We start from the raw sequence: 24,758 nt of genomic DNA on the forward strand, positions 1-24,758 counted from the left end.
TTCCTGTCTGCCACCGGCGAACCGTGTCCTTGGACAGAGAAGCAAGTCGAGCGGCTCGCACTGACCACGTGGTCCACGGCCGTCTCACACCTGCGGCGGCTATGCCTCGCGATCGCCCCGATGCCGGTGGTGACCCGTGAGAAATTCTGCTTGTCCCGGGGCTGCCGTGAATGTGATCCTTCACAGAAACGAGAAGGACGCACGCTATGGCACACGCTCGCTGGCACCACATCCTCACGGAGTCGCAGCGCCATGCCCTGAAGGCAGTCGACGAGTGGAACTGCTCGACGGGCGACTACTCCGACTTCCTGACGCACATGCACAAGGCGTGGCACTACCTGATTCACGCGGAATTCCACAAGGCCAAGATCGACTACCACTACAGGGACCCAAAGACCGGTCAACACGTCGTGATCGACGGCGAGCCGAAGGCATGGGACCTGGAACGGTGCCTGAGAGAGCGCTACCCAAACAGCGGCGACCCCGTCCGCCTGAACGCCGAGCTTTTCGTCGCGCTCCGCAACAAGGTGGAGCACCGGTACGAGCACAACCTGAAGATCGCCACGGGCGGCAAAGCTCAGGCGCTCGTGATGAACTACGAGCAGGAGATGGTGGACCACTTCGGGTCCAAGTACAGCCTCGCCGACAGGCTTCGCTTCCCGATCTCCCTCCAGTCGCTCACAGCCGACGGGCGCGAGCAGCTCAAGGCAGCCGCCAAGAAGCTCCCGAAGCAGACCCGCGATCTGGTTGCCAAGTTCGAGGCAGCCATAGACCCGGATGTACTGGACGATCTGAAGTACGACTACCGGGTACGGCTCGTGCCCATCGTCGGTTCAAAGACCGACGCCGACCTGGCGATCGACTTCGTAAAGCTCGACGAGCTGACCGAGGAGGAGCGCAAGGTCATGGTCGAGGCCGGGCGTAAGGGCACCGTCATCGTCAGAGATCGTCAAGTAGAGGTCGCGGACAAGGCGAAGCTGCGCCCGAAGGAGGTGTGCGCGGCCGTAGAGGAGCAGCTGCCCTTCGAGTTCAGTGTGTACAGGGAGCACCTCGAAATGTGGCAGCGGCTCGGGGTTCGTCCCGCGAAGGGCTCCGCGAAGCCGTACGACACCGACGCCCGCTATTGCATCTACAGCACGGCCTTCGACTGCTACCTATATACGCCAGCCTGGGTCGAGAAGATCGTCAGAGAGGTCGGTACGCCCGAGAAATATCGGGCCTTTTTCGGCAAGGAGCCGTGCTTGAAGAAGGTCGTCCCGCTGCCGAAGCAGGCGGGCTCGCCCACCGAGGAGGGCGAACTCCACCCGCATAGCAAGAGCGCCTGAGCTATTGAGCGCCCGACTCGCAACGACCGGCCGGGCGCATTCCAAACCGGTTCCCCGGCTCCCCCGGCTGTCAACGCCCCCTGTCCGCAGTCGAACGCCATTGAGGGCAGGGGCAGGCGCAAGGACAGCGCTGGTCCTCCCACGTTGGCAGAGGCCCAAGCACGGCCTGCTCTTGGCGGTGACCCGAACCACCGCTCGGCCAGGCCGCGGCCCTTGAAGCGTCCAAGGCCGGGCTCTGTGGACCGACTCAGCTCGATCGTCTCCCACCCACCGGGGACCGTTACCCCCCGAAACGCAGCCCGCCCCGGGAACCTGTCTGGTTCCCGGGGCCGGTGGTGGTGAGGTTAGTTGTCGTCGGTGCGCCGGTGCTGCCCGGTGCCGGTCTCGCCCTCGTCGTTCTTACGCCGGCGTGCGGCGTAGACGGCGCCGCCTCCGGCGGCGAGGAGAAGGCCACCGATTGCCAGGAGCCATCCATTGGTGCTGTCGGCGCCGGTGTGGGCGAGGGAGCCCTCGGGCTTGGCATCCGGTGCGGAGGGGGTCGAGGTGGCTGTGCCGATTTCCGGGCTGCTGGAGGGGGATGCGGCATCGGTCGGCTCCCCGGTGCCGGTCGAGGACGAGCTGGTCGGCGTGGGCTGGGAGGTGGGGTCACCGGTGGGCTGGGCCGTCGGCTTCCCGGTCGGTTCCTCGGTGGGCTTGGCTGTGGCCGCGTTCGTGAAGGCCGCGGTGGTCTCGGCACCGGGCTTGGCCGTGATCTCTACCGGGGTGGTCTCCAGCCGGTAGCCGTCCGGGGCCTTGGTCTCCGTGGCGGTGTAGGCGCTGCCGGTCTTCTTGCCGACGGGGAGGGGAGCCTTGGCGGTGCCGTCCGGGCCGGTGGTGAGGGCGAAGGCGCCCTTGTCGTCCTTGGCGTCCTTCGGGGCAATGTTGACGACGGCTCCGGCCAGGCCCTTGCCGGTGGCCTTGTCGGTGACCTTGAGGGTCAGGCTGGCGGACTTGTACGGGTCGGTGATCGCCAGGACCTTGGGCTCGCCGGGCGCGACGACGACGTCCTGGTCGGGGACGTTGCCCAGCAGGGGGCTGCCGGAGGCGGTCTCCTTGAGGCGTACGACGCCGGGGGCGAGGTCGGAGAAAGCCAGGGTTCCGTCGGCGCTGGTCTTGCCCTCGGCGAGCGTCTTGCCAGCGGAGTCGAGCAGTTGGAAGGAGGCTCCGGCGGCGGGCTGGCCTTCGGGGTCCGTCTTGACGATGCGCAGTCCTGCCTTGTCCGCCGACGCGGGGTTGCCCTGGCCGTTGGGAGCTTCGGCGGACGGGGAGGGGGCTGCGGTGGCGGTGGTGGCCGGGCCTGTCAGGACGGTGGTGGCGGTCAGGGCGAGCGCGGTGAAGAGGAGGGGGTGGTGCTTCATGAAGGGGTGCTCCGGGCGGGATCAGGCGGTGCGGGACGGTGTGGCGCGGGCTCCGAAGTCGGGCCCGGCAGCGCCGGGGGTCAGCTGGGGGCTTCGCCCGTACGGCGGCGGCGGTTGATCAGGTAGAGGCCGCCGCCTGCGGCGAGCAGGACGGTGGCTCCGCCGGCCAGCCAGGTGGTGGCGTCGGCGCCGGTGTGGGCGAGGGATCCGGGCGGCGTCGTCGGCGGGGTGGTGGCCGGAGGTGTCGCGGGCGGGGTGCTCGGGCTCGGCGGCGTGGTCGGGGTGGGCTTGTCGGCGAGGGTGACGGTGACGTCGGCGCCGGGCCGGGCGGTGAACGCGACCGGTGTGGTGTCGAGTTGGTAGCCGTCGGGGGCCTTGGTCTCGCCGGCCCAGTAGCGGGTGCCCGCCTTGAGCGTGACGTCGAGGGGGATCGTCGCGGCGCCGTCGGTCCCGGTGGTGAGGCTGGTGATCACCTTGCCGGGGGTGTGCTTGCCGGTCTTGTCCGTCTCGTCGGCGCGGATGGCGATGACCGCGCCCGGCAGGGTCTTGCCGGTGTTCTTGTCGGTCTTCTTCACCGACAGGCGGGCCTTCTTGAACGGGTCGACGAGGTCGAGGGGGTTGGCCTGGGCGGTGCGTCCGGCGGTGATCGTGATGATCTGTTCGGGGACCAGGTCGTGGACGGGGCTGCCGGAGGAGGTCTCGCGCAGCCGGTAGGTGCCGGCGGAGAGCTTGTCGAAGACGAGGTTGCCCTGTTCATCTGTCTTGCCCGCGGCGAGCTGTTTGCCGTCGGAGTCCAAGAGCTGGAACGCGGCGCCGACCAGGCGGGCGCCTTCGGGGTCCTTCTTGCGGATCGTCACGCCGCCGGTGGCCTCGCCGACAGTGATGGCGGCGGAGTCCTCGATGCTGGTGGTGCCCCCCGCGAGCAGCATCCGCTGGGCGGCCGGGTTCTTGGGCGTGAGGACCTGCAATCCGACGGCGGGCAGTCCCTCGGCCGTCGCGGTGACGCTGGCGGTCCCCGGCTTCTCGGCGGTGAACTCCCAGGCGCCCGTGCCGTTGTCGTTGGTGGTGACCTTGCCGGAGGCTGTGCCGGAGCCCGACTCGGAGAGCGTGACGGCGATCTTCGGGACCGGTATGCCGGCGGTGGTGGTGATCTTGACCGCGACGGTGACCTTTGTCCCGGCGGTGGTGGTCTTCACCGACGGCGTGATCTGGAGGGTGTAGGGGCCAGCGAGCTTCTTGGCCTCGGCGACGTAGCCCTGGGCGAGGGTGCGGGCGGTCGGCGAGACGACCGGGTAGGCCAGGCGCTGCTTGCCGCGTTCGCCGTCGAGGGCGTAGGTACCGCCGGCCAGGTACTCGTACACCACGGCGTCCACCGCGGCGGCCTGGGCGTTGTCGCGGGTCTGCCCGTACTTGCCGATCACGTAGGCGGCCTGTGCCAGGTTCTCCTTGGTGACGGGCTTCCCGGTCACCGACGACGTCCAGGACGGGACCGGCTGCGGGTCGCCGTAGCCTCCGGCGTCGGCCGGGCCCTTGCGCTCGGGGTCGGCACAGTAGGTCTCGGTGTCGCCGTGGACGGCCGGGCCGGGCGGGCCGTAGGCGCCGATGTGGCTGGAGGCGGCGTGTCCTTCGGAGTCCGGGATGGTGTAGCCGGGGCCCAGTACCGCGGGGGCGTCCGGGGTGGCCATGGCCTGCGCGGGCAGCAGGGTGCCCGCGGCCAGAGCCGCGACGGCAACGGCTAGGTGAGCGGGTCGGGCGAAACGAAGGCTCATATGTGCGAAGAGGTCCTGTCGGTGGAGAAGGGGATGAGGGCGCGGACGCAGGTGCGTTAGCGGATGCCGCGGGCAGGCGGCGGCAGCCTGGTGGGAGGGATCCGCCTACCGAGCCCGGGACGGGGAGGTCCGTGCCTGCGGCACCGGAGCCGTGACAGGATGCGGGCCGGTGCGTACCGGCGGGGCGCCGGGGATCCACAGGCGTACGTACTGGCCGATCGCGGCTCGCAGCCGGGTGACGGCGATGCCGGCCCACGGCGGGTGCTCGCTGTGGTTCCAGTCGGTGAAGGCGCCGTACCCGTCCTGGCCGGGCTTCCTGTCGCAGCGCCGGTCGCGGGCCTCGAAGGCACCGTAGTCAGCGAAGGACAGTACGGCGGTGTCGATGCGCCCCTGTTCCAGGTGGACGACCTGCAGGCGCAGCCCGTCGTAGCGCCCGGAGCGGATCGTGGGGGCGAAGTCGATGCGCAGACGCAGCGGGAGGTCCGGCACGGGGGCTGCGTAGTAGGCATCGCCGACGACAGTGGCCTCGGGGTACGGCAGCGTGAGGTGGTCGGCGAACAGCTGCTCGGTGAACAGGGGCACAGGGCTTCCTCGTTGGTCAGTCAGCGTCGGGCGGCGGGGCGCGCGGGCAGGGCGGCGGAGGGTGTGGTGGCGGTGCTCCAGCGCGGCACGCTGCCGATCGGGACGGGCGGACGGACTCCGAGGCGGGGGCGGAGGTCGCGGGGGGTGGACACCGGCGGTCGGGGCGGTACGACGGGCGTGAGCTGGGCGAGGGCGGCGAGCTTGGGGTGGAGGCTCTGACGCCAGCGGGCCGCGGGAGTCGGATCGGTGAAGGCTGCCGCCGTGGCCGCGATGAGGTGGGAGGGCGTACGGGGGCTGAAGGTGATGTCCGCGCGGGTGCCCCAGCCCGCAGGGCCGGCCCACAGCTGCGTTCCGTGCTCCAGGTCGCGGCGCGAGCGGTTGATGTAGACCCCCGCGTTGCCGTCGGGGGAATCGAGTTCCACGGTGCCCAGCTCAGCAGCTCCCGAACGCTCCCAGCCGGCCGCGACCAGCGGTGCCACGCCGTCGCGCCAGGTCGGCGAGGGGGCCGTGAGGAAGCGGTCCTGGCCGTCGGCCCAGTCCTGGGCGAGCGCGGCGGTCAGGGCCGCGACGAGCTCGGGCGGGGTGTTCTGGTTGACAATCGCGGTCCACTGGGGCCCGGAGACGGCGTCCGGCGCGGCGCTGATGGTCCACAGGTCGTAGTCGTCTCCGGCCCAGCCGATCCGGATGCGGTGGTCCGGGCTGGTCACGACGAGCTGGTGCGGGCCTTCGTCGAGGTGGTGGTGGGGCCAGTGCGCGACAGGCGCGAAGCCGACATCGCCGTGGCCGGGTGATCCGGCGAGGTATCGGGGCGTGACGTGAACATCGCCGTCCACGGGAGCGGCGGTGGTTCGGGGGGCGGGTGCGGGCAAGGGCGTCTCCAGGGCGGAAGGGGTGTCGGTCAGCGGGCTGCGAGGGCAGCGGTGGCGGCGAGGACCGGGCGGGGCACGATCACGGAGGGCAGGACGACGTCCGGCCTGCGGATGGCGGCCAGGTCGGCGAGGACCTCGCGCTTGGCCTGGGCGCGCAGGGCCGGGGTGAAGACGTCCTCCTGGAGCCTGCCGTCCGCGGCGGCGTACGGGCGGAGCCGGGCCAGGATCCGGGCGGCGGCGGCCGGGTGCTCGGCGACGAGGCGGTCGAGGGCGGCGTCCAGGGCCTGGGATCGAAGGTCGTGGTCGGGAGCGACGCGGCGCCGGTCGGTGACTGTCCCCGCGTACTGGCGGACCAGGCGGGTGTGTTCGGCTCGGCGCTGCCAGATGGCGACCAGGAACCGGCGCGCGTTGAGGATCTTGAATGCGTCCTGTTCGGGCGTGTGGGAGAAGGCGCCGGGCAGGGCCCCCAGGGCGGTGGGGCTGGAGGCGTGGGCCACCGGCACGGTCAGGGTGGCGAGTTCTTCCAGTGCCGTGTTCCAGCGCCGCTGCAGCAGCGGGTGGCGGAGCGCGGGGTCACGGTCGTTCTGGTTGCGGGCGTCGTCAGCGGCGGCGCTGCGGAAGGCCACAACTCCCCTGGCCAGCATCTGCTCCACGCCCGGCGTGCTGGGGGCGGTGAGGTGACCGTCGGCCCAGCCCTCCTCGATGGTGTCGAAGATGTCCTTGGCGAGCGGGCGTGCGGGCAGGCCCGCGTCGGCCTGGGCCTGGGCGAGGAGCTGGGCGAAGCGGGCCGGGTAGGCGTGGGCGAGCCAGCCGCGGGCGGTGGTGACCGTATCGGTGGCCGGAGTCCCCGCGGCAGCGTCCCGCGTACGAGCTTCGGCTCGGCGCAGCGCAGCGGCTTCCCGGTGGACCTGGTGGAGGGCAGTGCGTACCTGCCGCAGCTGGCGGGAGGTACGGGCGGCGCGGAGGTCTCGGCGGTAGGTCATCCGCTCGACAGCAACCTGCAGGTCGCCCTCGGCGAAGGTGAGCGCATCGCGCAGGTCGTGCAGAAGGCCGGGAGCGTGGAGGAGGTCCTGCTGGGCGGGGCGCAGGTAGCCGGCGGCGTCGGCTATCGCGGCCGCCACCAGGTGATCGAAACGGTCCTGCAGGTAGTCGGTGAACGCCGTGTCGTCGAGGTCGGCGACTTCGCGCAGGCGCAGGCGTCGGTGCTGCGGCTGGGGAGAGTCGGAGGTCGAGGGCATCGTGGTCCTTTTCGAGGGTTCGGTGGCTGGGGCGGTCAGGCGGGGACCGTCCGGCGGGTGGCCGGATGGGTGCGGAGTTTCGCGAAGGACACGGCAAGACCTGCGGCCTGCAGGACGGCGCAGGCGGCGATGGCGTGGCCGAGCAGGTCAGGCGGGGTGAGCGCGACCAGGGCTCCAGCGAGGGGGAACGGAGCAAGCAGCAGCAGGATGATCAGGGAGAGGGTGCTGCCGAATACCTCGGCGGGGACGAGATGGGCGCGCAGGGTGCGCAGCACCACGGTCATGCCGGCCTCGCCGGCCATCAGCAGCGCCACCAGGACCAGGAAGGTGGTGTAGGTGTCGGCGGCGGCCAGTGCCAGGCAGGCCAGGGAGGCGAGTGCGGCTGCGGTGGCGCCGACCGGCCACAGACCGGCCCGGTCGATCGCGAACCGGGCGAGGGCGACCATGGCCAGGGAGGCGACGGCGGCTGCCGACCAGACGAGGCCGACCTGGCTGCTGGTGCCGCCGAGTTGCTGGATGACCAGGACAGGCCCGGCGGCCTGCACGAGGCCGATCGCGGTGTTGGAGAGCACAAGCCCGACGCACAGCCAGCCCAGAGCGGGCAGCGAGCGCAGGGTCCGCCATCCGATCTGGAGTCCCTGGGCGACGGGGACCGGAGCATCCTGGGGCCAGGCGGGGCGCTGTCGGGGGGCCAGGGCCGCCCCGAGCAGGGAGCAGACGGCGATGGTCAGGAGCATCCCGGTCGCGCCGCTGTACTGCAGCAGGACACCGGCCAGGGCCGGGCCGGCCAGCGTGGCGCCCTGGTCGATGCCCAGCAGGACAGCCTGGACGCGGTGGGCGTGGCCTCCGGCGTCCCGGCTCGCGGCGCCGCCCGCGGTCTCGGCCGCGATGTAGGAGAACTCCGTGAGGACGCCGGTCAACGCGGCGAGCAGCATGACCGTGGCGATGGCGGCCGTGCCGTCAACGGTGGGGAGCACGAGGGCGGCGGCCAGGACGACGAGCGCGCGCAGGACCGAGGCGATGCGCAGGACGCGGGTGCTACCGAAGCGGTCCACGGCGGCACCGGCGAGGGCGAACGCGCCGAGGCGGGGCACCCATTCGAGCATGAAGGCGATACCGGTCAGCGTGGCCGAGTCAGTGACGGCCAGGACCAGCAGCGGGATGCCGTACGTACTCATCGCGAAGGCGCCGGCATCGGCGGTGCGCGGGACGTAGACACCGCGTACGGGTCCGAAGGCGGGGACGCGGACGTGTCGGCCGGTGGGTGGCCGCAGGGCGGCGTGCTTGGGAGGCATCGTGATTCCGGGGAGCGTGGGACGGATACGTTCGGGGGCCGGACCACCGGGGTGGTGACCGACGGTCCGGGCGGCAACGGCCGTTAGTGGCCAGGGCCGTGAGCGGGCGCGGGGAATGCTTCGTGAGGGGCCGGGGCGTGCTGCCGGGAGCGGCGCGGACGCCGGTGGCGGCCCAGGCGACGGCCGGGGCCGAGCTTGGGGCGGGCCACGATCAGCACGGTCAGCGCGGTGGCGGCGCCTGCCGCGGGCAGGGCGGCGAGGACCTGCGGGCTGTGCGAGAGGGCTCCGGCGAGCGCGGTGCCGGCGGCCTGTCCCGTGCCGACCGCCAGGATCAGCCAGGCGTACGCCTCGGTGGTGCGGGAGGCGGGGGCGAGGGCGTCCACCGTGTGGAAGCCATTGGTGATGATCAACGTGAGGAACAGCCCCGGTATCCCGGCGAGGGCGACGGCCGCTCGGGGTTCAGGATCGGCCAGCAGGGGCAACCAGCCGAGAAGGAACAAGGTGCTGGTGGTGATCAGTTGGGTGGTCGTGGTGCCGGGCCACGTCCTGCGGGCGTAGACCAGTCCGCCCAGGAAGCTGCCGGTGGAGAACGCGGCCGGCAACACCCCGGAGAGCGTGGGGATGTGGTGCATGGCGGCCATGTCCGCAGCCCAGACGTTCATCGCGCCGAGTGCGAACCCGGTCCCGGCCAGTGCGGTGAACAGCAGGACCAAGCCCGCGCTCACCAGCCGTCCGGTGCCCGAAGGCCCGTCTGTGGCCGGGCGCCAGTACCTCGACGGGGCGGCGCTCAGGACGATGGCCGATCCCGCGAGCCCGAGGACAGCGGTGGCCCACAGGGCGGTGTCGGGGTTGTGCGCGGTCGCCAGCCACGAGGCGAGCAGGGGGCCCACGATGTAGAGCAGCCCCTGGGAGCCGGTGTCGAGGGCCTGCACGACGCGGCGTCGCCCCGCATCGGGCAAGACCGTCGGCCACAACGCGCGCAGGCCGGCCTCCAGCGGTGGGGTGATCAGCCCCGCGAACCCCACGACCGCGGTCACGGCTGCCGGCTGTCCGTCCGCCCCGATCCACGGGAGCGCCACCAGGCAGGAGGAGTTGAGCAGGACGGCCGGAACGGAGACGCGGGTCTGCCCGTACTTGTCCATGAGGCGCCCCTTGACCGGCTGCGAGAGGCCCGAGGCCAGCCCGTAGAGCGCGGCGAGGAGACCGGCGAAGGCAAGCGACCCGCCGCCCGCAGTGATCCACAAGACCAGCGAGACGGGGACCATCCCGTTGGGCAGGCGCCCGATCAGGGTGCCGCCCAGCAGACGGGCCACGTACCGGCTGCCCAGTACGGCCCCGTACGTGGCCGATGGAACGGTTGCGGTCGAGCGAGCGGTCAACGGGCGAGGCTTTCCGTCAGGGCTCAGCGCCAGGGCGCCGGAAGCGAAGGGGGTACCGGCGGCGGGCGGCCGGAAGGTGGCAGGGAGCGGCGGGGGTTCATCGGCTCGGGCCGCTGGTGGCTGCGGAGAACAGCTCGCCGGGCCGCCAGGCGGTGGCCGGGGCGGGGGCCGGCGGCTGGCGCACGGCGACGGCCTGGCTGGTCTTTCGGGCCTGGTGAGCCGCCCACTGCCCTGAGCGGGCGGCGGCCGGGATACGGGGTGCGCCCCACACCGGGTGGGTCTCGGCGTCCGGGAGCGGGCGGGCGGTGGCCCAAGACGACAGGGCCCGGTAGATCGGGGCGAGAGCCTGGCCCGGGGCGGTCAGCTGCAGGGAGGCGACGTCATCGCGGGAGACGGAGACGATGCCGTCGTCGATGAGCCGGCGGATCGGCGAGTAGATCGCGCTGGGACTGTGGTCGGCCATCGCCTCGGCGGAGAGCGCGGCCATGGTCGTGGTCCCGCGGGCCTTGAGGGTCCACAGCAGCACGGTGGCGTGCCGGTGGCCGATCACGGCGAGGGTGTCCTCGGCGTTCTGCGCGGCCGAGATCCTCTCCGGTTCGGTCTTCCCGGTCACGCGGTTGAGGACGAGGGTCTTCTCCAGGTGCGCATCGCCCCAGCCCGCCAGGGCGGTCAGGGAGGGCATCAGTTCCCGGCCGCGGGCGGTCAGGCCGTAGGTCACGTGCAGGCGGGTCTGGGCGGTGCGTTCGACGAGTCCGGCATCGGACAGCGCCCGCAGCCGGGGGTGGAGCTGGCCGTCGCCGAGCCACGGCAGGTGCTCCTTGAGCTTGGTGTAGCGCAGCGGGCCGGGCTGGGAGGCCAGCGTCATCAGCACCCACACGCTCCAGCGCGGCGCGATCATCTCCAGCGCCTCGGCTACGCGGGGCAGGTCGGTAGAGGGCAGGCGGGCAGCGGCCAAGGCGAGAACTCCAGACAGGGATGGTGGAGAAGAAGGGAAAGGAGGGAGGGTCAGCGCGAGCGCGCGGGCTCGGAGGGCGCGGCCGGTGCGACGGCAGGAGCCTGGGGCGCGGCGGATGCCGGGGAGGTGACGTCGGGGACGCGGACCAGACTGTTCAGCACGTCGCCGAGGACCTGGGCGTGTGAGTCGCGGACGGTGACGGCGTGGGCCAGGCGGCGGGTGGCATCGGCGATGTGGCCGACGTCCACGGATTCGATCGCGCGGTCGGGGTGAGTCAGCCGGTGGAGCTGCTCGGCGTGGAAGGTGACGGCGTGGTCGGCGTACTGGAGGGCGTCGAAGCTGTTGAGCAGGGCGTGACGCATGCTGCCGGGTGCGGCGTCCGCGCCGAGTTCGGCAACCGGGCGACCGTAGAGGGCTTCGATCCGCTCGCCCGCCGCACGGGAGGCAGCGTACGGATCGGGCACTCAGCCTCCCCGGACTGCCGCTCCGCCTCCAGCCCCCGCGGGGACCGGCGGGAGACTGCTGCTCACGGCTGCCGACCGGAGCGGACCCGTTGTGGCGAGCGGGCGGACTGCTGGCGGTGGCATCGCGGCGAGCAGCTTGTCCAGTGCGGTCCGGTACCCGCTGCGCGCTGCCAGCGCCGCATCCAGCCACTCGGCGTCGAAACGCAGCGCGTCCGAGCTCAGCAAGTCCAGCTCCCCGTCGGGGGCCATCGCCGCGTGAACGCGGTCACGGACCCGTACGACCTGGGCCTCGGCCAGGGCGAGGAAGACACGCAGCTCCAGGGCCCGGACCAGGGCCGGCGAGGCTCCGGGGCGGACCGCGCGCTCGTGGAGCTCGTTCAGCGGGCTGCCGAACACGCCCTCCAGGCGGGCGTCCTGGGTGCTGGGCCTGCGTCCGTCGCTCATCGGACACCGCCCCGGACCCGCGCGGGCTGTGCCGGAACGGGGGTGGGCAGCGTGGTCGTCACCCGGGGTCCGAACCGATGCTGGATGCGGGCCGTCTCGGCCGGGGCCTGCAGGAGGAACCTGAGCGTGATGGCCCGGCCGTCACGGGCGGCAACAGCGTGGTTCACCCGGTGGGCCAGCTGCATCACCGGATCGTCCAGCTGATCCCCCACCGCCGTGTCCAGTGCCGCGACCAGGGCGTCTTCGGCAGCGTCCAGCACCTGCTGGGCCTGGGAGAGCAGGCCGTACCAGTGGACCGCCTGGGTGGCACCGGGATGAGCCTGGGGGGCGGCGTGGACGGCCTGGGCCAGCTCGTTCAGGCCGAGGCCGAACTGGGCCTCGATCCGCGCGGCGAACAGGCCGAGCACGTCGCCGTCGAAGACGTCGGGGATGTCGGACACGAAAGGGGCTCCTGGAATGAAGGGAACGTACGGGCGGATCAGTTCGGGCGAAGCAGGTCGTCACGACGGAGGTCGCCGTCGTCAACCCAGCCGGTAACGCCCGAGGCGGTGGTGACGTGCAGCCAGGCCCCGTCGGTGACCGAGGCCGTGAACGGCTGCCCGCGCCGCAGCACACCCACAGCCGCAGAGCCACCGTCGGCACGGGCGTGGACGACGACGGCGAGCACCGGCTCGGCCCGCCGAGCCGTACGGGGAGCGACGCGACGGAGTACCGCGGTGGCGGCGGAACGGGATGGGGCTCCGCTCAGGACGGTGGCGGTGATGAACGCGGGCGTGTAGCACACAGCGGATGGCTCCAGACCAGGCAGAACAACAGGAAGTGACCACCCTCAGTGGGTCGGTGGTGTTGCAAAGGGTCCGGAGAATCCCCGGTTTCCGAAACCGGGGATCGGCGGCTATATTGCGCGCCGCAGGTCGGCCGAAACGGGCTTGGCCGCGAGCCGGGTTCAGCGTCCTTGAGGTCGCCGGGACACCGGCGGCACGGGTGTAGGCGGGGCCGTTGGGGCCGGGGCGCGGCGTACGGCCGGAGCCGGCGGCGGCAGAGCCGGGGCCTCCTCGTCCGACCACGCCTCCCACCAATCCACGGCCGCGGCGTACGTCTCGAAGCCGCCTTCCCGCAGGGTGTGGGTGTTGGAGTCCCAGTCGAACTGCTCCAGCAGGATCCGGAACTCCGGCACCGCCTGGGGATCAAGGGAGCGCAGCATCACCACCGTCTCCACGGACTCGCGCATGTCGTCCGTGTAGCTGGCCAGCAGGGCGAAGTGGTCACCGTCTCCGCGGACGCGTGCCTCCAGGGCCCGGGTGAGGTCGTCCGCGGGGTCGTGTACACCCGCCGGCGGGCTGAGCGCGTCGGCGGGACAGCCGCGGGCTATCAGGTACGACTGGGCCATCGCATACAGCGGGAGTTCCTTGGAGTCGACCTCGAAGGTTCGTGCGCGTAGATCGCGGGATACGTGAACGGCCCGCAGCTGCGGGCTTCCCGGAATGCCCCAGGTGGCTCCCTCGTCGAGCAGCACGAAGTAGCTGTCGGCGGGCGTGCGGTACGCGCCGAGCACCTTGAAGGAAGAGATGCCGAGATCGCGGCTGTGCTGCTGGTGGCCGTCATCGGCGGCCTCGAAACCGTCGAGTTCGTAGTCGGGTTGGTGAAGAGGCACGTGTGGCGGGCTGCTTTCTGCAGGGGCGGGAGAAGGCGGACTGCGGGCACCTGCGGTCAGTGGCGTCGTGCTGGTGCCGGCCAGGCTCCGGCGGGGCGGGCAGGCACGGGGGTGGCCATGGCGGGCGAACGGCGGGTGCCGAGCAGCGCGGTCCGGCCCGTGTCGGTCAAGGTGACCGGCTGGCCGACGGTCAGAGCCCGGGACGTGTCCCGGGTGAGCAGCCCGTGGGCCTCCAGGCGCTGGAAGGACGGAAGTTCGACCAGCCGGCCCTGGACGGTGCGGACCGAGACGCGGTGAGTGAGGAGGTGTTCGCGCATCGTGCCGCCGCCGGCGAGCGAGAGCAGTGCGGCGAAGTCGCGGGGCGTCAGGTCCTCGTCAGCGGGGGCGAGGGCCGGGGCGGCGGCCTTGACCGCCTCCAAGGCCGCAGCGACGCCCTCCTGCAGCCGGTCGCGGGCGGCCGTGGCCTGGGCCAGATCGTGCACGGTCCGGCGCAGGCGGTCCAGGAGCGGTATGTCCACGCGGTAGCTGCCGGACGACAGGCGTGTCAGTGCGTTGCGGTGGTAGGTGACCGCGCCCTCGGCAGTCACGAGATCCCGGTGCACGGCAGCGAGTGCGGCTCGCTCCGCCGGAAGCAGCCCGCGGAGGTGGTCGTGGTGCAGGACGGCCAGGTCGCCGACCGCTTGCTCGATGGCGGCGTCCAGGGCGGTTGCCGGGAATTCGCGGGCGGTCACGACGGCCGGCAGTCGCAGTCGGCCGGGATGGCGGCCAGGAGGGCCGAGCGGCGGTAGGACTTGCAGCGCCGGCCATCGCCGTGGGTAATGTCGCGGCTGGCCACTTCGTACGGGCGCAGCAGGGTGGCCAGGCGGGTCTGGGTGAGTTCCGCATACGGCCAGCGGCCCTCGGCGATACCGGGCAGCGTGCGCAGCTCCGCGACGAGGATGGCGGAGGGCAGTGCGTCGGGGCTGCCGTGGAAGGCGAAGGCGTCCAGGCAGGCGGCCAGGATGCATGGGGCGGCGAAGGCGGAGACGGCGTTGTCGGCGGGGTGGCCAGGGTCGGTCGGCGGCTGTTCGAAGTCGACGCACGGCGGGCAGCAGCTGTCCGCGCTCAGGAGGTGCGAGACCTGCCGGCCCGCCTTGGCGTGCTCGACCAGCAGATTGCTCAGGTCGTCGAGTTCCTTGTCCTGCGCGGCGTCGGTGGTGGGCTGCGGTCGGCTGGCCCAGTCGCTCAGTTCCGCCTCCAGTTCCAGCTGGCGTTCGTACGCGTCCAGCAGGGCCTGGTGGCGCGGGTGCGGTGCCGGGCGGGGCTCGAGGAGAGTCGTGATCAGAGTCTGGAGCAGGGGGGCGGACTGGGCGGTGAGGTTGGTCATCGCGAAGGACCCTTCGGGGAAGTCGTTGTGGTGCGGGCGGGTACAGGGAGTCCGGGGACCGGGTACGCCGCGGCAGGAGGCGCCGTCGTGAGCCCGGGACGCGGGCGGACTTGCGGTGAGAGGGAGCGAGCCGCGTGTGCGCGGGGCCCTGCTGCGGGGCGGGGGCGGCCGGCGCGGGCCCGGACGGTGTCGTAGATGTCGTGCTTGGCGCGGGGGCGTACGGCGACGACGTGGATGTCCGTGGGGTGGCTGGACCCGGGCGGGGCCGGGCGGTGGGCGTAGACGATGCGCCACTCGACGCGGGAGCCGAGGTAGAGCTTGCGGTACCCGGACAGCTCCCCGGTCAGCTTGCCGCCCCTCACCCCGGCGCGGACCACATCCTGGATGAGAGCGAGCCCCAGGTCCCGCATGTCGCCCGGGGCGGCCAACAAGTCGTTCAGTGCCTCGGGGTGGAAGGACAGCCCGAACGCCGCTGGAGGCTGCGGTGGGTGTGTCACGTGGCGGCCCCGACCGGCGAGGATCCGGCGTCGTCCTGCTGGGCTTCGGCATCGCGGGCGGCGGACTTCGCGGACGGGCCCGGGCCGCGCAGTAGGCGGTGCTCCAGACGCTCCGGGTCGGTCTGGCAGGCGCTGAGGGGGCCGCCGGGGGCTCGGACGTAGGCCAGGGCGTGGGTGAGGTAGTCCCGGTGCCACACGGCCATGCCGCTCAGGCCGGCCTCGGGGTCCTTGTGCTGCTGGTAGGCCAGCCACAGCGCGTGCAGCCACGCGACGACGTCGAGGTGTTCCTGCCACTGGTCGCACCACGGTGCGGCGGTGGTGATCTCAGCGCCGTAGACGTCCATGAGGTGGTCGTCCACCCAGTCGGTGAGCGCGGCCAGCTCGTCCTCGAACTCCTCGCCCTCCAGCTCCAGGATGGGCTTGGGGTCCGGCGGCGGGGCCGGAGCGGCGTACGGGGGCATGCCGGGGAATCCCGCGAAGGGCATGCTCGCGGTCATCGGGTCGGCCGGCGGGGCGGAGGCCAGCGTGTCGATCAGGCGGGCCTGCTCGGCCGACTGGTCCAGCAGCTTGCGTACGGACGCCTCGATCGATTCGAGGTCGCCTTCCGGCAGACGGACCGGCTCGATTTCCCCGCCATGACGGGTCTCAGCAGATTCGGACACGAAAAGGGTTCTCCTTGCAGCCGGGGCCGTGGAATCAGTGGCTCCGATGGTCCGGAGAATCCCCGGTTTCGGAAACCGGGGATCTGCCGCTATATTCCGCCCCGCCGCAATCCGGCCGGTGATGCGGGCCGGTCAGGACGTCAGGTCGAAATCGTCCTGGGAATGCACCTGCTGGAGGGTCTCGGTGAGCCGGTCGGAGGCGACGGCCGCGTACTCACTGGTCTTCTCGATGCCGATGAAGCTCCTGCCCTCCAGCAGGGCTGCGACCCCGGTGCTGCCCGATCCGGCACAGAAGTCCAGGACGGTGCCGCCCGGCGGGGCGATCTGCACCAGCTGCCGCATCACCTCGACGGGCTTCTGCGTGATGTGCCGGCGGGCCTTGCCCGAGGGCTGCGAGGCGCTGAACATCCCCGGCAGGTAGACCGGGTTCGCGGAGGCGTCGATCTTGCCCTTCGCTCCCCAGACGATGTACTCGGTGTCCTGGCGGAACTTGCCCTTCTGCGGCCTTGCCTGCGGCTTGTGCCAGGCCAGGAGGCCCAACCAAAGCCATCCAGCCGCCTGGAAGGCATCCGTCGTGGCCGGCAGCTGGCGCCAGTCGGTGAACAGCAGTCCAGTGCCGCCAGGCTTCGTCACACGGTGGGCTTCGGTCATGATCTGCGTCAGCCAGAGCGTGTAGGAGCGCTGGTCCATGTTCTCGCCGGTGAAGTCCGGCAGGGCGTGCTGGGCGTCCGCGGAGACGTACTTCTGGCGGGCGGAGCGGCTCGTGCGCTCCTTCGCCGTCCGGCCGCCGGAGTTGTACGGCGGATCGGTGATGACCGAGTCGGCGCAGCCGTCGGGCAGTGTCGCGAGCACGGTCAGCGCGTCGCCCTGGTGGAGGGAAAACGACAAAAGGGGACCCCAATTCGATGAGGGATGCGGGTGGAAGGGCTCCGGACCGCGCAGAGGCACACGGCAGAACAAGCCAGTGGCACGCGGGGAGGCCCAAACTGTAGGTCACAATCCCCGGTTGGGAAGCATCGCGGGCCAGGAAGCCCGGAATCTCGCGGATTTCGGCGGCGATTTCGGTGACCGGGGATTCGGGCTTACTGTCATGTCACTGCCCGGCGGACACCGCCGATGGCGTATCCCTTCCCCCCTTTTCCCATTCCCGCAGGAGGCCCCTGTGTTCCGTCCGTGACCCCGCACGCGGCCATCGCCCGCCGCCCCACGTCCCCCGCGACTCCGCAACTCCGTAGGACCTGGAGGTCCCCCTGATGTTCCGCCCGTAACCCCACCGCCCTGGTGCGCGAGGCAACGCCCACCCGGCACACCCAGATCCCCAGGCTTCCCGCCCCGCACCGCTCCAGGAGTCCGCTGATGTTCCGCCCGTAAAACGCCCCCGCATCCCCCTTCTTCACCGGCCCGCCGCCGCGGACCAATCCCTGCACCTTCCTGGAGGCCCGCCCATGTTCCGCCCGTAACTCCCCACGTCCCGCCGGGTGCGTGAGGCAACACGCACCCGGGCCGGGGCCCTCCGCCCGCCTCCACCGCTCCGGCCGCACGGCCCTTCCCCCTCCCACACCGTGCGGCCGGGGCCCACCCCCGAGGACCCATCCGTGACCCGTTCCTCCCCATCCCAGAGCACCATCCCCGCGGCCCGCCGACCGGAGGCCGCCCGGGAGTGAAAGGCATCGCCGCCGCGATCGGCGCGCTCTGCCTCTCCCCCTTCCTGCTGGCCGGCACCGCTGTGCTCGCCGCCGCCGCGAGCGACTCCTCGGGCCAGGGCACCTCCTGCTTCACCAAGTCGGTCGATACCGATGCCGTCCGGCGCCAAGTCGCCTCCGTTCTCGGCGGATCCGGCGCCCAGAAGGTCCACGTCGACGGCCTTGACCTGCCCGACGAGCAAATACCCCACGCCCGCACCATCGTCGCCACCGGCATCACACTCGACGTACCCGAGCGCGGCCAGATCGTCGCCCTTGCCACCGCCATTCAGGAAAGCCGGCTACGCAACCTCAACTACGGCGACCGCGACTCGCTGGGCTTGTTCCAGCAGCGGCCCAGCGCGGGGTGGGGCACTCCCGCCCAGGTCCGCGATCCCGTCTACGCCAGCACGAAGTTCTACCAGGGCCTGCTGAAGGTCCCCGGCTGGCAGCACATGACGATCACGCAGGCCGCGCAGGCCGTCCAGCTGAGCGGCTTCCCCGACGCGTACGCCCAGTGGGAGCCGCTCGCCCGCGCGCTCCAGCAGGCCATCGCCCCGACGCTGAAGGGTGCCCGGCCGCCCGCCGACGGCCAGATCCCGGGCCTCCCGGCGACGGACCCCTGCACTCCGGGCGAAGACGGCAGCGGCTCCGGACCGATCCCCGAAGGGGCCGTCCCCAAGGGGTACTCGATCCCCGCCGACGCCGATCCCCGCGCCAAGACGGCCATCACGTGGGCCATGAACCAGCTCGGCACCCTCTACCAGTGGGGCGGCTCTTGCCTCGCGCCCCACGGCCCGGACCCCATGGGCCGGTGCGACTGCAGCTCGCTGACCCAGCAGGCGTACAAGAAGGCCGGGATCACCCTGACCCGGACCACGTACACCCAGGTCAAAGAAGGCAACGCGGTCCCGCTGAACCAGCTTCGCCCCGGCGACCTGCTGTTCAGCCGCGGCACCCCCGCCGTCCCCGAGCACGTCGGTATCTACGCCGGCCACGGCTACGTCATCGAGGCCCCGCGCACCGGAAAACCGGTCCGCTTCGCCACCGTCGCGGATTTCGCCGCGCACAGCGCACGCCGCCTCCCGTGACACCGGTCCGCCCGGCCGGCCCATGAGGCACCGGGCGGACCGGACCACCTTCGCGCCGCAGAGCGCCCCCTTCCCCTCCCCCTTCTTCCTGTTCCCCGGCAGGACCCGTCGTGTCCTGCGCATGCAAGGAGCGCACCCTCATCTCCCCCGCCACCCTCACCCCACCCCTGTCCGAACGCCTCACCCTGCTCGCCTACGATCCGGGCGTCTCGCCCAAAGGCGGCGGCCTGCCCGGCCTCGAAGTCCTGCGCACCGTCGTCAACTCGATCAACCTCTTCGGCATCGTCGCGGTGGTCGGCGCGCTCGCCGTCAGCCTCGGCGTGTGGGCCTGGGGCCACCACTCCGGCGGCCACCAGGCCGAAGCCAACGGCAAGAAGGGCGCAGTCGTCAGCGCGGGCGCCGCCCTCGGCCTGGGCGCAGCCAACGGCATCGTGGCCTTCTTTAGTGCCCTCGGTTCACAGGTCCGCTGATGAGGAAACGTTCCCTCGACGCTCTCGGTATCGGGTGGCACCCGCCCCGGCGCGTCATGCTCGCCGCAGGCGTCCTGGCCGCACTCCTGGTGCTGACCGGCGCCGTCGCCTGGTGGACAGGCCGCAGCCAGACCACCGACGCGTCCGCCCCGCACACGGGGTCCTCGGCATCGCCGAAGAGCACCTCGGCTCCCGTGCCGAAGCCGCCTCCGGGCGGGTCCAAGGTCGCCGGCCCGCCGCCCATCGCCGACCCGCTGGCCTTCGCCCGGGCGAGCGCGGTGATGCTGTGGACCTTCGACGCCCGCACCACCAGCCGTGACGACCAGCTCGCCGGCATGCACACCTGGATGACCGGCGAAACCGCGTACGCGGACTGGGATTCCGTCCAGGCGCAGATTCCCGACCCGCTCCTGTGGTCCCGCCTCAAGGACAACGCCCAGCACGCCAGCGCCACCACCTCCGAGGCGCACTTCCCCTCGGCGTTCAAGCAGGCCCTGGCCGAGAACCCGCAGGCGATCACCGAGGCGTACATCTACGCCGTCACCGTCCGCGGCAAGGCACAGCTCGCCTGGAACGGCGGCGGAGGCGGCGCCGAGGACCGCCAGATCACCCTCGCGGTCCAGTGCCGCCCCGGCAAGGACTGCCGCCTGGTCGCCGTGGCCCCGCGCGTCGCCCCGTAGCCGCTCCCCTCTCCCCGAAAGGACGCCCGCGTGGGCTTCTGTGACCTGCCCGTCGCCGGCAACCTCTGCAAAGTCGGCGACGTGATCGACTTCGCATCCGACCCCGTCGGCGCCATCGGGGACTGGATGGCGAAGAGCGCCGGCGACCTGGCCGCCGCCGCGGCCGACCTCGCCGCGAAGGCCATCAACCGGACCACCGACATCGACCTCGGTGCAGGCTGGTTCCGCGACAACTACGAGACGATCCTGCCCATCGGCCTGCTCCTCCTCGTCGCAACGTTCTGCGCCCAGCTCGTACGGGCGGCCATCAAACGTGACGGCCAGGCCCTGACCCAGGCCGTCACCGGCACAGCCTCCGGCGTGCTGTTCGCGTTCTGCGCCATCGCTTTCACCACGGTGGCCCTCGAAGTCGTCGACGCGCTGTCCGACGGACTGTTCAAGGCATCGGGGACAGACATGTCCACCGCCGTCAGGCGCGTCGTCAAGATCTCCCAGATCGGCGCCATCTCGGGCATGGGCTGGCTCGTCGCCGTCGTCGCCGCCTGCGCGAGCGCGATCGGGCTGTTCCTCTTCTGGGGCGTGATGATGGTCCGCAAGGTCGGCATCCTGATCTTGGTGACCCTCGCGGTCTTCGCGGGGGCCGGCGGCGGCTGGGAAGTCGCCCGTCGCTGGCGGCGCGGCTGGATCGAAGCCACCGCCACGCTCGTGGTGTCGAAGCTGCTGATGACGATCATCTTCGTGCTCGGCATCGCGGCCATGAGCAAGACCGAAGCCAAGGACGGCGTGTCCGCCCTCGCCGACATGGCCGCAGGCATGGTGATCATGCTCCTGGTACTGCTCTGCCCGTACATGGTGTTCAAGTTCGTCCACTGGGCGAGCGAAGGCACCGACGGCGAATCGATTCACCGAGCCGGTGGCGCGGGCGCCCAGATGGCCCGCCAGCACGCCGAGAACGCCGGGCGCAAGGCTGCCTCCGCAGCAGCCACCGCAGGTACTGGCGGCGCGGCGGCAGGCGCCGGGGCCGCGGGCGGCACCCAGGCCGCAGGCGGCGGAGGCTTCCCCGGCGACATCGCCGCCAATCCCACCGGCGGCATGAGCATGGACAAGGGCGACTCCGGAAGCGACAGCTCCGGCGGCGGCTTCCGTGACCTCATGGAGCAGTCCGGCACCCCGCAGAACCAGAGCAACACGGGTCAGGGCGGCAGCCAGGACAGCGGTCCGCCGAGCTGGGGCGGCGGGGGCGGTCAGCAGGGCGAGTGGAGCAGCAGTGCTCCCTCCGATCCGATGCCTCCGGCCCACGGAGCCCCCTCCGCCGGTGACAGCACCCAGTCCTCCTCGCCGACCGGCCTGTAACCCCACCAGCCCCGCCCGGGGCAGGGCCCGCCCTCTCAACCGCGCGCCCTGCCCCGGCCCGACCCGACCCGGACCCGAACCTTGTCTTCCGAAGTTCTCCCCCTCACCGTCAAGTTCCCCCACCGGTCCCGGCGCGGCATCCTGCTGGGCCTGAGCCTCCCCCAGCTCGTTCTCGTCTCCTCGGCCCTCGTGCTTCTCCTGGTCACCGTGGTGACCTCCGGCCTGATGGGCGCCGTCGTCCTGGCTCCCCTGTGGATCACCACCGCCGTCCTGGTCGGCGTACGACGGGAGGGCCGGTCATTGATCGACTGGGCGCCGCTGGTCGCCCGGTACGCCCAGCGCAGCCGGACCGGGCAGACGGTGTGGCGGTCCCGGCCCGTCTCCCGGCCCAGGGTCGAAGGGCTCCTCCACCTGCCGGGAACGACCGCGTCGCTGCGGGTGGCCACGGCCGCCTCCGGTGCCGCCGCCGTCCACGATCCCCACCGGCAGACCCTGACCGCCGTCGCCAAGGTCAGCTCCCGCGCCTTCGCCCTGCTCGATCCCGCCACCCAGAACAGCAACGTCTCCGCCTGGGGCCGGGCGCTGGCGGGTATCGCCCGCACCGGGCACGTCGCCACCGTCCAGGTCCTGGAACGCACGGTGCCGGACTCCGGAGACAGCCTCGCCCGGCACTGGGCCGAGCACGGCAACCCCCAGGCACCCGTCGCCGGACAGATCTACTCCGCTCTCGTCGAATCCGCCGGCCCGGCCACGGCCCCGCACGAGAGTTACCTCGCCATCGCCTTGGACCTCAAGGCCGCCAAGCGGCTGGTCAGCCAGGCCGGTGGCGGACTCGACGGTGCCTTCACCGTCATGGCGCAGACCACCGCGTCCGTCACCCAGGCCGCCCGCACCGCCGGGCTCACCGTCACCGGCTGGCTGGGGCCGCGGGAGATCGCAGCCGTGCTGCGCACCGCCTACGACCCCGCCTCCACCGCCCGTCTCCAGCAGTGGTCCTCCACCGGTCGCGCCGAAGCCGACCCGGCCGCCGCAGGCCCCGTCGCCCAGGTCGAGGAGACCGACCGGGTGATCACCGACTCCGCCCGGCACACCACCTACTGGATCGAGAACTGGCCCAGGACCGAAACCCACGCCGGATTCCTGCACAACATCATGTTCAGCACCGGCGTGCGGCGGACCTTCTCCCTCATCTACGCCCCCCAGGGGATCGACTCCGCGCTGCGCGATGTCCAGCGCCGCAAGGCGGCGATCATCGCGGACGCGTCCGAGCGCCGCCGCCGCGGCCAGGTGGAGTCAGAGGCGGACAACGTCGAGTACGCGGACGTCAAGACCCGCGAGAAGCAGCTGATCTCCGGGCACGCGGACGTGGCGCTGACCGGACTGCTCACCGTCTCCGCCGACACCGACGCCCACTTGGACGCCGCCTGCGCACAGATCGAAACGGCTGCCGCCGGCGCCCAGGTGGACCTGCGGCGCCTGATCTACCAGCAGACGGACGCCTTCACCGCCGGCGCTCTCCCGCTTGCCCGCAACACCCTCTAACCCGACCCGCCCGTCCGCCCGTCCGCCATCTTGGCGTCCATCCCCAGCGAGAAGCCCTTGTCACCTGACGACCGCCGCGACGCCCTCCCCACGAGCGACGCCCACCCGTATCTCCGGGCGGCCACCGCCGGCCTACGCCACCACACGCGCACCCTCACCGCACAGTCTTCCACCGGCGAGAGCGGCCGACCCGCCGACCGGCCTCACCTCGACAGCCTGCACGCCCACCTCACCGCCCTGCACCGCCTGCTGGACCAGCTCGCTGAACGCACCCGTCCCGAACGCCCCGCCTCCGGGCGGCACCTGGCCACCGCCCACGCCCGCCTCTGGCAGGCAGCCGACTCCGTCCACGCCGCGTTCCACCTGCTTCCCGCCTCAGCCCCCGGCGGCAGCGACTGCCACCCCGAGCGGCTCCCCGAAGGCCCGCGTGTACTGACCATCTGCCAGCGCCACCTGGCCGCTTCCCACGCCGTACGGCGCAAGACCACGGCCGCCGACCTCGCCGCCCCGGCGTCCTGAACACCCCCGCCCCGGAAACGAGCGAGCACCGTTGTCCCACCGCCGCGCCAGCGCGACCCCCCTGTTCACCCCGCACAACATCGACCGCGCCCAGCGCCGGGCCCTTCGCAAGCAGACAGCCCGCGCCGAAGCCCGAGCGCGCACCGCCGCAGGCCCCGAAGCGGGCCAGCACCCCACCGAGGCCGCCTACCCCGACGCCATCTATCCGCTCGCCGGCCGCCCCGGACCCGCGTCCGCCCGCGGCAGCCGCCTCAAACTGCCCGCCCACCGCATGACCACGGCCGTGGCCAGTGCCGCCTATCCCTTCCTCGCCGAAGGCGGGCTCGGCGCGGACGGCATCTACATCGGCCGCGACCTGCACGCGGAAGGGTCGTTCACGTTCGACCCGTTCAGCCTTTACGGGAAGGTCGAGGGTTTCACCAACCCGAACCTGCTGCTCGCGGGGGTGATCGGGCAGGGCAAAAGCGCCCTGGCCAAGAGCCTGGCCCTGCGCAGCGTCGCGTTCGGACACAGGGTGTACGTGCCGTGCGACCCGAAGGGTGAATGGAGCGCGGTAGCCGCCGCCTTGGGCGGCACGGCCATTGCGCTGGGGCCGGGTCTGCCCGGCAGACTGAATCCCTTGGACTCGGCGCCCCGTCCGCCGTCCGTACCGGAGGCGGAGTGGGAGGGCGAGGTCCGCAAACGCCGTCTGCTGCTCCTCGGCTCACTGGCCCGCACCGTCCTGGGCCGGGACCTGCTGCCCATGGAGCACACCGTCCTGGACGTCGCACTCGACGCCGCCGCCACCCGCGCGGCGGCCAGTGGCCGGCCCCCGCTGCTCGGCGACATCGCCTACGCCTTGGCCGACGGACCCGGCCTCGACCTCGCCGGCGGCCTGCTGGCGGGACGACTCGGGGAGGCCGCCCGCGACCTCGCCCATGCCATGCGCCGCCTGGTCTTCGGAGACCTGGCCGGAATGTTCGACGCACCCTCCACCAGCGCCTTCAACCCGTACAGCCCGATGCTGTCCATCGACCTCTCCCGCCTCGGCGGCAGCGACGACACCGCCCTGGTCCTGGCCATGACGTGCGCCTCGGCCTGGATGGAAGCCGCGCTCACCGACCCCTACGGCGGCCGGCGGTGGGTGATCTACGACGAGGCATGGAGGTTGATGAGGCATCCGGCCCTCCTGATGCGCATGCAGGCCCAGTGGAAGCTCTCCCGCGGCCTGGGCATCGCCAACGCCATGGTCATCCACCGGCTGTCAGACCTGCTGACCGCAGGCGACGCCGGCAGCCAAAGCCGGGCACTGGCCGAGGGGTTGCTCGCCGACTGCAGCACCCGCGTGATCTACCGCCAGGAGACCGACCAGCTGCACGCCGCCGCCGGACTCCTCGGACTGACCAGCGTCGAAACCGCCGCGCTGTCCCACCTCAGCCGGGGCCGCGGCCTGTGGAAGGTCGCAGGCCGCAGCTTCGTGGTTCAGCACCAGCTGCACCCCGCTGAGCTGCAGCTCTTCGATACAGACGCCCGCATGCACTGACCG

26 protein-coding genes are annotated in these 24,758 nt (G+C 72.0%); 8 read left to right on the plus strand and 18 right to left on the minus strand.

The window, feature by feature from the left end:
• Window positions 1-206 precede the first annotated feature (206 nt).
• Window positions 207-1,325 carry a DUF3644 domain-containing protein gene (locus tag AC069X_RS16925; protein ID WP_478729350.1) on the plus strand — a complete coding sequence of 373 codons (1,119 nt, stop codon included), beginning with the start codon at window positions 207-209 and terminating at the stop codon, window positions 1,323-1,325.
• Window positions 1,326-1,669: 344 nt separating this feature from the next.
• On the opposite strand, the gene AC069X_RS16930 is transcribed toward AC069X_RS16925, so the two are convergent.
• The 18 genes from AC069X_RS16930 to AC069X_RS17015 form a co-directional block, all read right to left on the minus strand.
• Window positions 1,670-2,722 (minus strand): MSCRAMM family protein, encoded by a 1,053-nt coding sequence (locus AC069X_RS16930; protein WP_478729351.1) that lies wholly within the window; start codon window positions 2,720-2,722, stop codon window positions 1,670-1,672.
• An 80-nt stretch (window positions 2,723-2,802) separates the two neighbouring features.
• Window positions 2,803-4,491 (minus strand): SpaA isopeptide-forming pilin-related protein, encoded by a 1,689-nt coding sequence (locus AC069X_RS16935; RefSeq protein ID WP_478729352.1) that lies wholly within the window; start codon window positions 4,489-4,491, stop codon window positions 2,803-2,805.
• 105 nt (window positions 4,492-4,596) lie between these two features.
• Window positions 4,597-5,073 (minus strand): hypothetical protein, encoded by a 477-nt coding sequence (locus AC069X_RS16940; RefSeq protein ID WP_478729353.1) that lies wholly within the window; start codon window positions 5,071-5,073, stop codon window positions 4,597-4,599.
• Window positions 5,074-5,093: 20 nt separating this feature from the next.
• Entirely contained in the window at window positions 5,094-5,906 is an 813-nt protein-coding gene (locus tag AC069X_RS16945; protein ID WP_478729354.1) for an SPDY domain-containing protein, read from the minus strand.
• A 65-nt stretch (window positions 5,907-5,971) separates the two neighbouring features.
• The gene (locus AC069X_RS16950; protein WP_478729355.1) at window positions 5,972-7,180 is read right to left on the minus strand and encodes a hypothetical protein; all 1,209 of its coding nucleotides are present in this window, start codon (window positions 7,178-7,180) and stop codon (window positions 5,972-5,974) included.
• Window positions 7,181-7,215: 35 nt separating this feature from the next.
• Complete coding sequence (locus AC069X_RS16955; protein WP_478729356.1) at window positions 7,216-8,475, minus strand: MFS transporter; 1,260 nt, start codon at window positions 8,473-8,475, stop codon at window positions 7,216-7,218.
• Window positions 8,476-8,558: 83 nt separating this feature from the next.
• Complete coding sequence (locus tag AC069X_RS16960; protein ID WP_478729357.1) at window positions 8,559-9,854, minus strand: MFS transporter; 1,296 nt, start codon at window positions 9,852-9,854, stop codon at window positions 8,559-8,561.
• 97 nt (window positions 9,855-9,951) lie between these two features.
• Window positions 9,952-10,809, minus strand: coding sequence for a winged helix-turn-helix transcriptional regulator (locus tag AC069X_RS16965; protein ID WP_478729358.1), 858 nt, complete (start codon window positions 10,807-10,809; stop codon window positions 9,952-9,954).
• A gap of 50 nt (window positions 10,810-10,859) precedes the next feature.
• Window positions 10,860-11,273 carry a hypothetical protein gene (locus AC069X_RS16970; protein WP_478729359.1) on the minus strand — a complete coding sequence of 138 codons (414 nt, stop codon included), beginning with the start codon at window positions 11,271-11,273 and terminating at the stop codon, window positions 10,860-10,862.
• Window positions 11,274-11,717, minus strand: a complete 444-nt coding sequence (locus AC069X_RS16975) for a hypothetical protein (protein WP_478729360.1) — start codon at window positions 11,715-11,717, stop codon at window positions 11,274-11,276.
• Window positions 11,714-12,157, minus strand: a complete 444-nt coding sequence (locus tag AC069X_RS16980) for a hypothetical protein (RefSeq protein WP_478729361.1) — start codon at window positions 12,155-12,157, stop codon at window positions 11,714-11,716. Before AC069X_RS16980 ends, AC069X_RS16975 begins: the two co-directional genes overlap by 4 nt.
• 38 nt (window positions 12,158-12,195) lie before the next feature.
• Complete coding sequence (locus AC069X_RS16985; protein ID WP_478729362.1) at window positions 12,196-12,501, minus strand: SH3 domain-containing protein; 306 nt, start codon at window positions 12,499-12,501, stop codon at window positions 12,196-12,198.
• A 162-nt stretch (window positions 12,502-12,663) separates the two neighbouring features.
• On the minus strand, window positions 12,664-13,371 hold the full coding sequence (locus AC069X_RS16990; RefSeq protein ID WP_478729363.1) for a hypothetical protein: 708 nt from the start codon (window positions 13,369-13,371) through the stop codon (window positions 12,664-12,666).
• Window positions 13,372-13,427: 56 nt separating this feature from the next.
• On the minus strand, window positions 13,428-14,102 hold the full coding sequence (locus tag AC069X_RS16995) for a hypothetical protein (RefSeq protein ID WP_478729364.1): 675 nt from the start codon (window positions 14,100-14,102) through the stop codon (window positions 13,428-13,430).
• Window positions 14,099-14,737: a DUF3631 domain-containing protein gene (locus AC069X_RS17000; RefSeq protein WP_478729365.1), complete on the minus strand. Its 639-nt coding sequence runs from the start codon at window positions 14,735-14,737 to the stop codon at window positions 14,099-14,101. Before AC069X_RS17000 ends, AC069X_RS16995 begins: the two co-directional genes overlap by 4 nt.
• Window positions 14,734-15,234: a hypothetical protein gene (locus AC069X_RS17005; protein WP_478729366.1), complete on the minus strand. Its 501-nt coding sequence runs from the start codon at window positions 15,232-15,234 to the stop codon at window positions 14,734-14,736. The genes AC069X_RS17000 and AC069X_RS17005 overlap by 4 nt, the downstream gene beginning before the upstream one ends.
• Window positions 15,231-15,896: a DUF4913 domain-containing protein gene (locus AC069X_RS17010; protein WP_478729367.1), complete on the minus strand. Its 666-nt coding sequence runs from the start codon at window positions 15,894-15,896 to the stop codon at window positions 15,231-15,233. The genes AC069X_RS17005 and AC069X_RS17010 overlap by 4 nt, the downstream gene beginning before the upstream one ends.
• 132 nt (window positions 15,897-16,028) lie before the next feature.
• The gene (locus tag AC069X_RS17015; RefSeq protein ID WP_478729368.1) at window positions 16,029-16,784 is read right to left on the minus strand and encodes a DNA-methyltransferase; all 756 of its coding nucleotides are present in this window, start codon (window positions 16,782-16,784) and stop codon (window positions 16,029-16,031) included.
• A 772-nt stretch (window positions 16,785-17,556) separates the two neighbouring features.
• Between AC069X_RS17015 and AC069X_RS17020 the strand changes: the two genes are divergently transcribed.
• The 7 genes from AC069X_RS17020 (at window position 17,557) to AC069X_RS17050 (ending at window position 24,755) form a co-directional block, all read left to right on the plus strand.
• A complete protein-coding gene (locus AC069X_RS17020) occupies window positions 17,557-18,669 on the plus strand; it encodes a C40 family peptidase (protein ID WP_478729369.1) in 1,113 nt (370 codons plus the stop codon).
• 167 nt (window positions 18,670-18,836) lie between these two features.
• Window positions 18,837-19,139 carry a DUF6112 family protein gene (locus AC069X_RS17025; protein ID WP_399491196.1) on the plus strand — a complete coding sequence of 101 codons (303 nt, stop codon included), beginning with the start codon at window positions 18,837-18,839 and terminating at the stop codon, window positions 19,137-19,139.
• Entirely contained in the window at window positions 19,139-19,819 is a 681-nt protein-coding gene (locus AC069X_RS17030; RefSeq protein ID WP_478729370.1) for a hypothetical protein, read from the plus strand. Before AC069X_RS17025 ends, AC069X_RS17030 begins: the two co-directional genes overlap by 1 nt.
• Window positions 19,820-19,849: 30 nt before the next feature.
• Window positions 19,850-21,172, plus strand: coding sequence for an SCO6881 family protein (locus AC069X_RS17035; RefSeq protein WP_478729371.1), 1,323 nt, complete (start codon window positions 19,850-19,852; stop codon window positions 21,170-21,172).
• Window positions 21,173-21,253: 81 nt separating this feature from the next.
• Window positions 21,254-22,714: an SCO6880 family protein gene (locus tag AC069X_RS17040; protein WP_478729372.1), complete on the plus strand. Its 1,461-nt coding sequence runs from the start codon at window positions 21,254-21,256 to the stop codon at window positions 22,712-22,714.
• Between the two features lie 57 nt (window positions 22,715-22,771).
• On the plus strand, window positions 22,772-23,233 hold the full coding sequence (locus AC069X_RS17045; RefSeq protein ID WP_478729373.1) for a DUF6238 family protein: 462 nt from the start codon (window positions 22,772-22,774) through the stop codon (window positions 23,231-23,233).
• Window positions 23,234-23,264: 31 nt separating this feature from the next.
• On the plus strand, window positions 23,265-24,755 hold the full coding sequence (locus tag AC069X_RS17050; RefSeq protein WP_478729374.1) for an ATP-binding protein: 1,491 nt from the start codon (window positions 23,265-23,267) through the stop codon (window positions 24,753-24,755).
• The last annotated feature ends 3 nt before the right edge of the window (window positions 24,756-24,758 follow it).

It is taken from the genome of Streptomyces sp. NPDC043896, from assembly GCF_056435605.1.

Excerpts from the sequence above, each read along its gene's own strand:
- AC069X_RS16950 (WP_478729355.1), bottom strand. The coding sequence starts at position 7,180 with ATGCCCTCGACCTCCGACTCTCCCCAGCCGCAGCACCGACGCCTGCGC.
- AC069X_RS16930 (WP_478729351.1), bottom strand. The coding sequence starts at position 2,722 with ATGAAGCACCACCCCCTCCTCTTCACCGCGCTCGCCCTGACCGCCACC.
- AC069X_RS16935 (WP_478729352.1), bottom strand. The coding sequence starts at position 4,491 with ATGAGCCTTCGTTTCGCCCGACCCGCTCACCTAGCCGTTGCCGTCGCG.
- AC069X_RS16925 (WP_478729350.1), top strand. The coding sequence starts at position 207 with ATGGCACACGCTCGCTGGCACCACATCCTCACGGAGTCGCAGCGCCAT.
- AC069X_RS17030 (WP_478729370.1), top strand. The coding sequence starts at position 19,139 with ATGAGGAAACGTTCCCTCGACGCTCTCGGTATCGGGTGGCACCCGCCC.
- AC069X_RS16975 (WP_478729360.1), bottom strand. The coding sequence starts at position 11,717 with ATGAGCGACGGACGCAGGCCCAGCACCCAGGACGCCCGCCTGGAGGGC.
- AC069X_RS16955 (WP_478729356.1), bottom strand. The coding sequence starts at position 8,475 with ATGCCTCCCAAGCACGCCGCCCTGCGGCCACCCACCGGCCGACACGTC.
- AC069X_RS17000 (WP_478729365.1), bottom strand. The coding sequence starts at position 14,737 with ATGACCAACCTCACCGCCCAGTCCGCCCCCCTGCTCCAGACTCTGATC.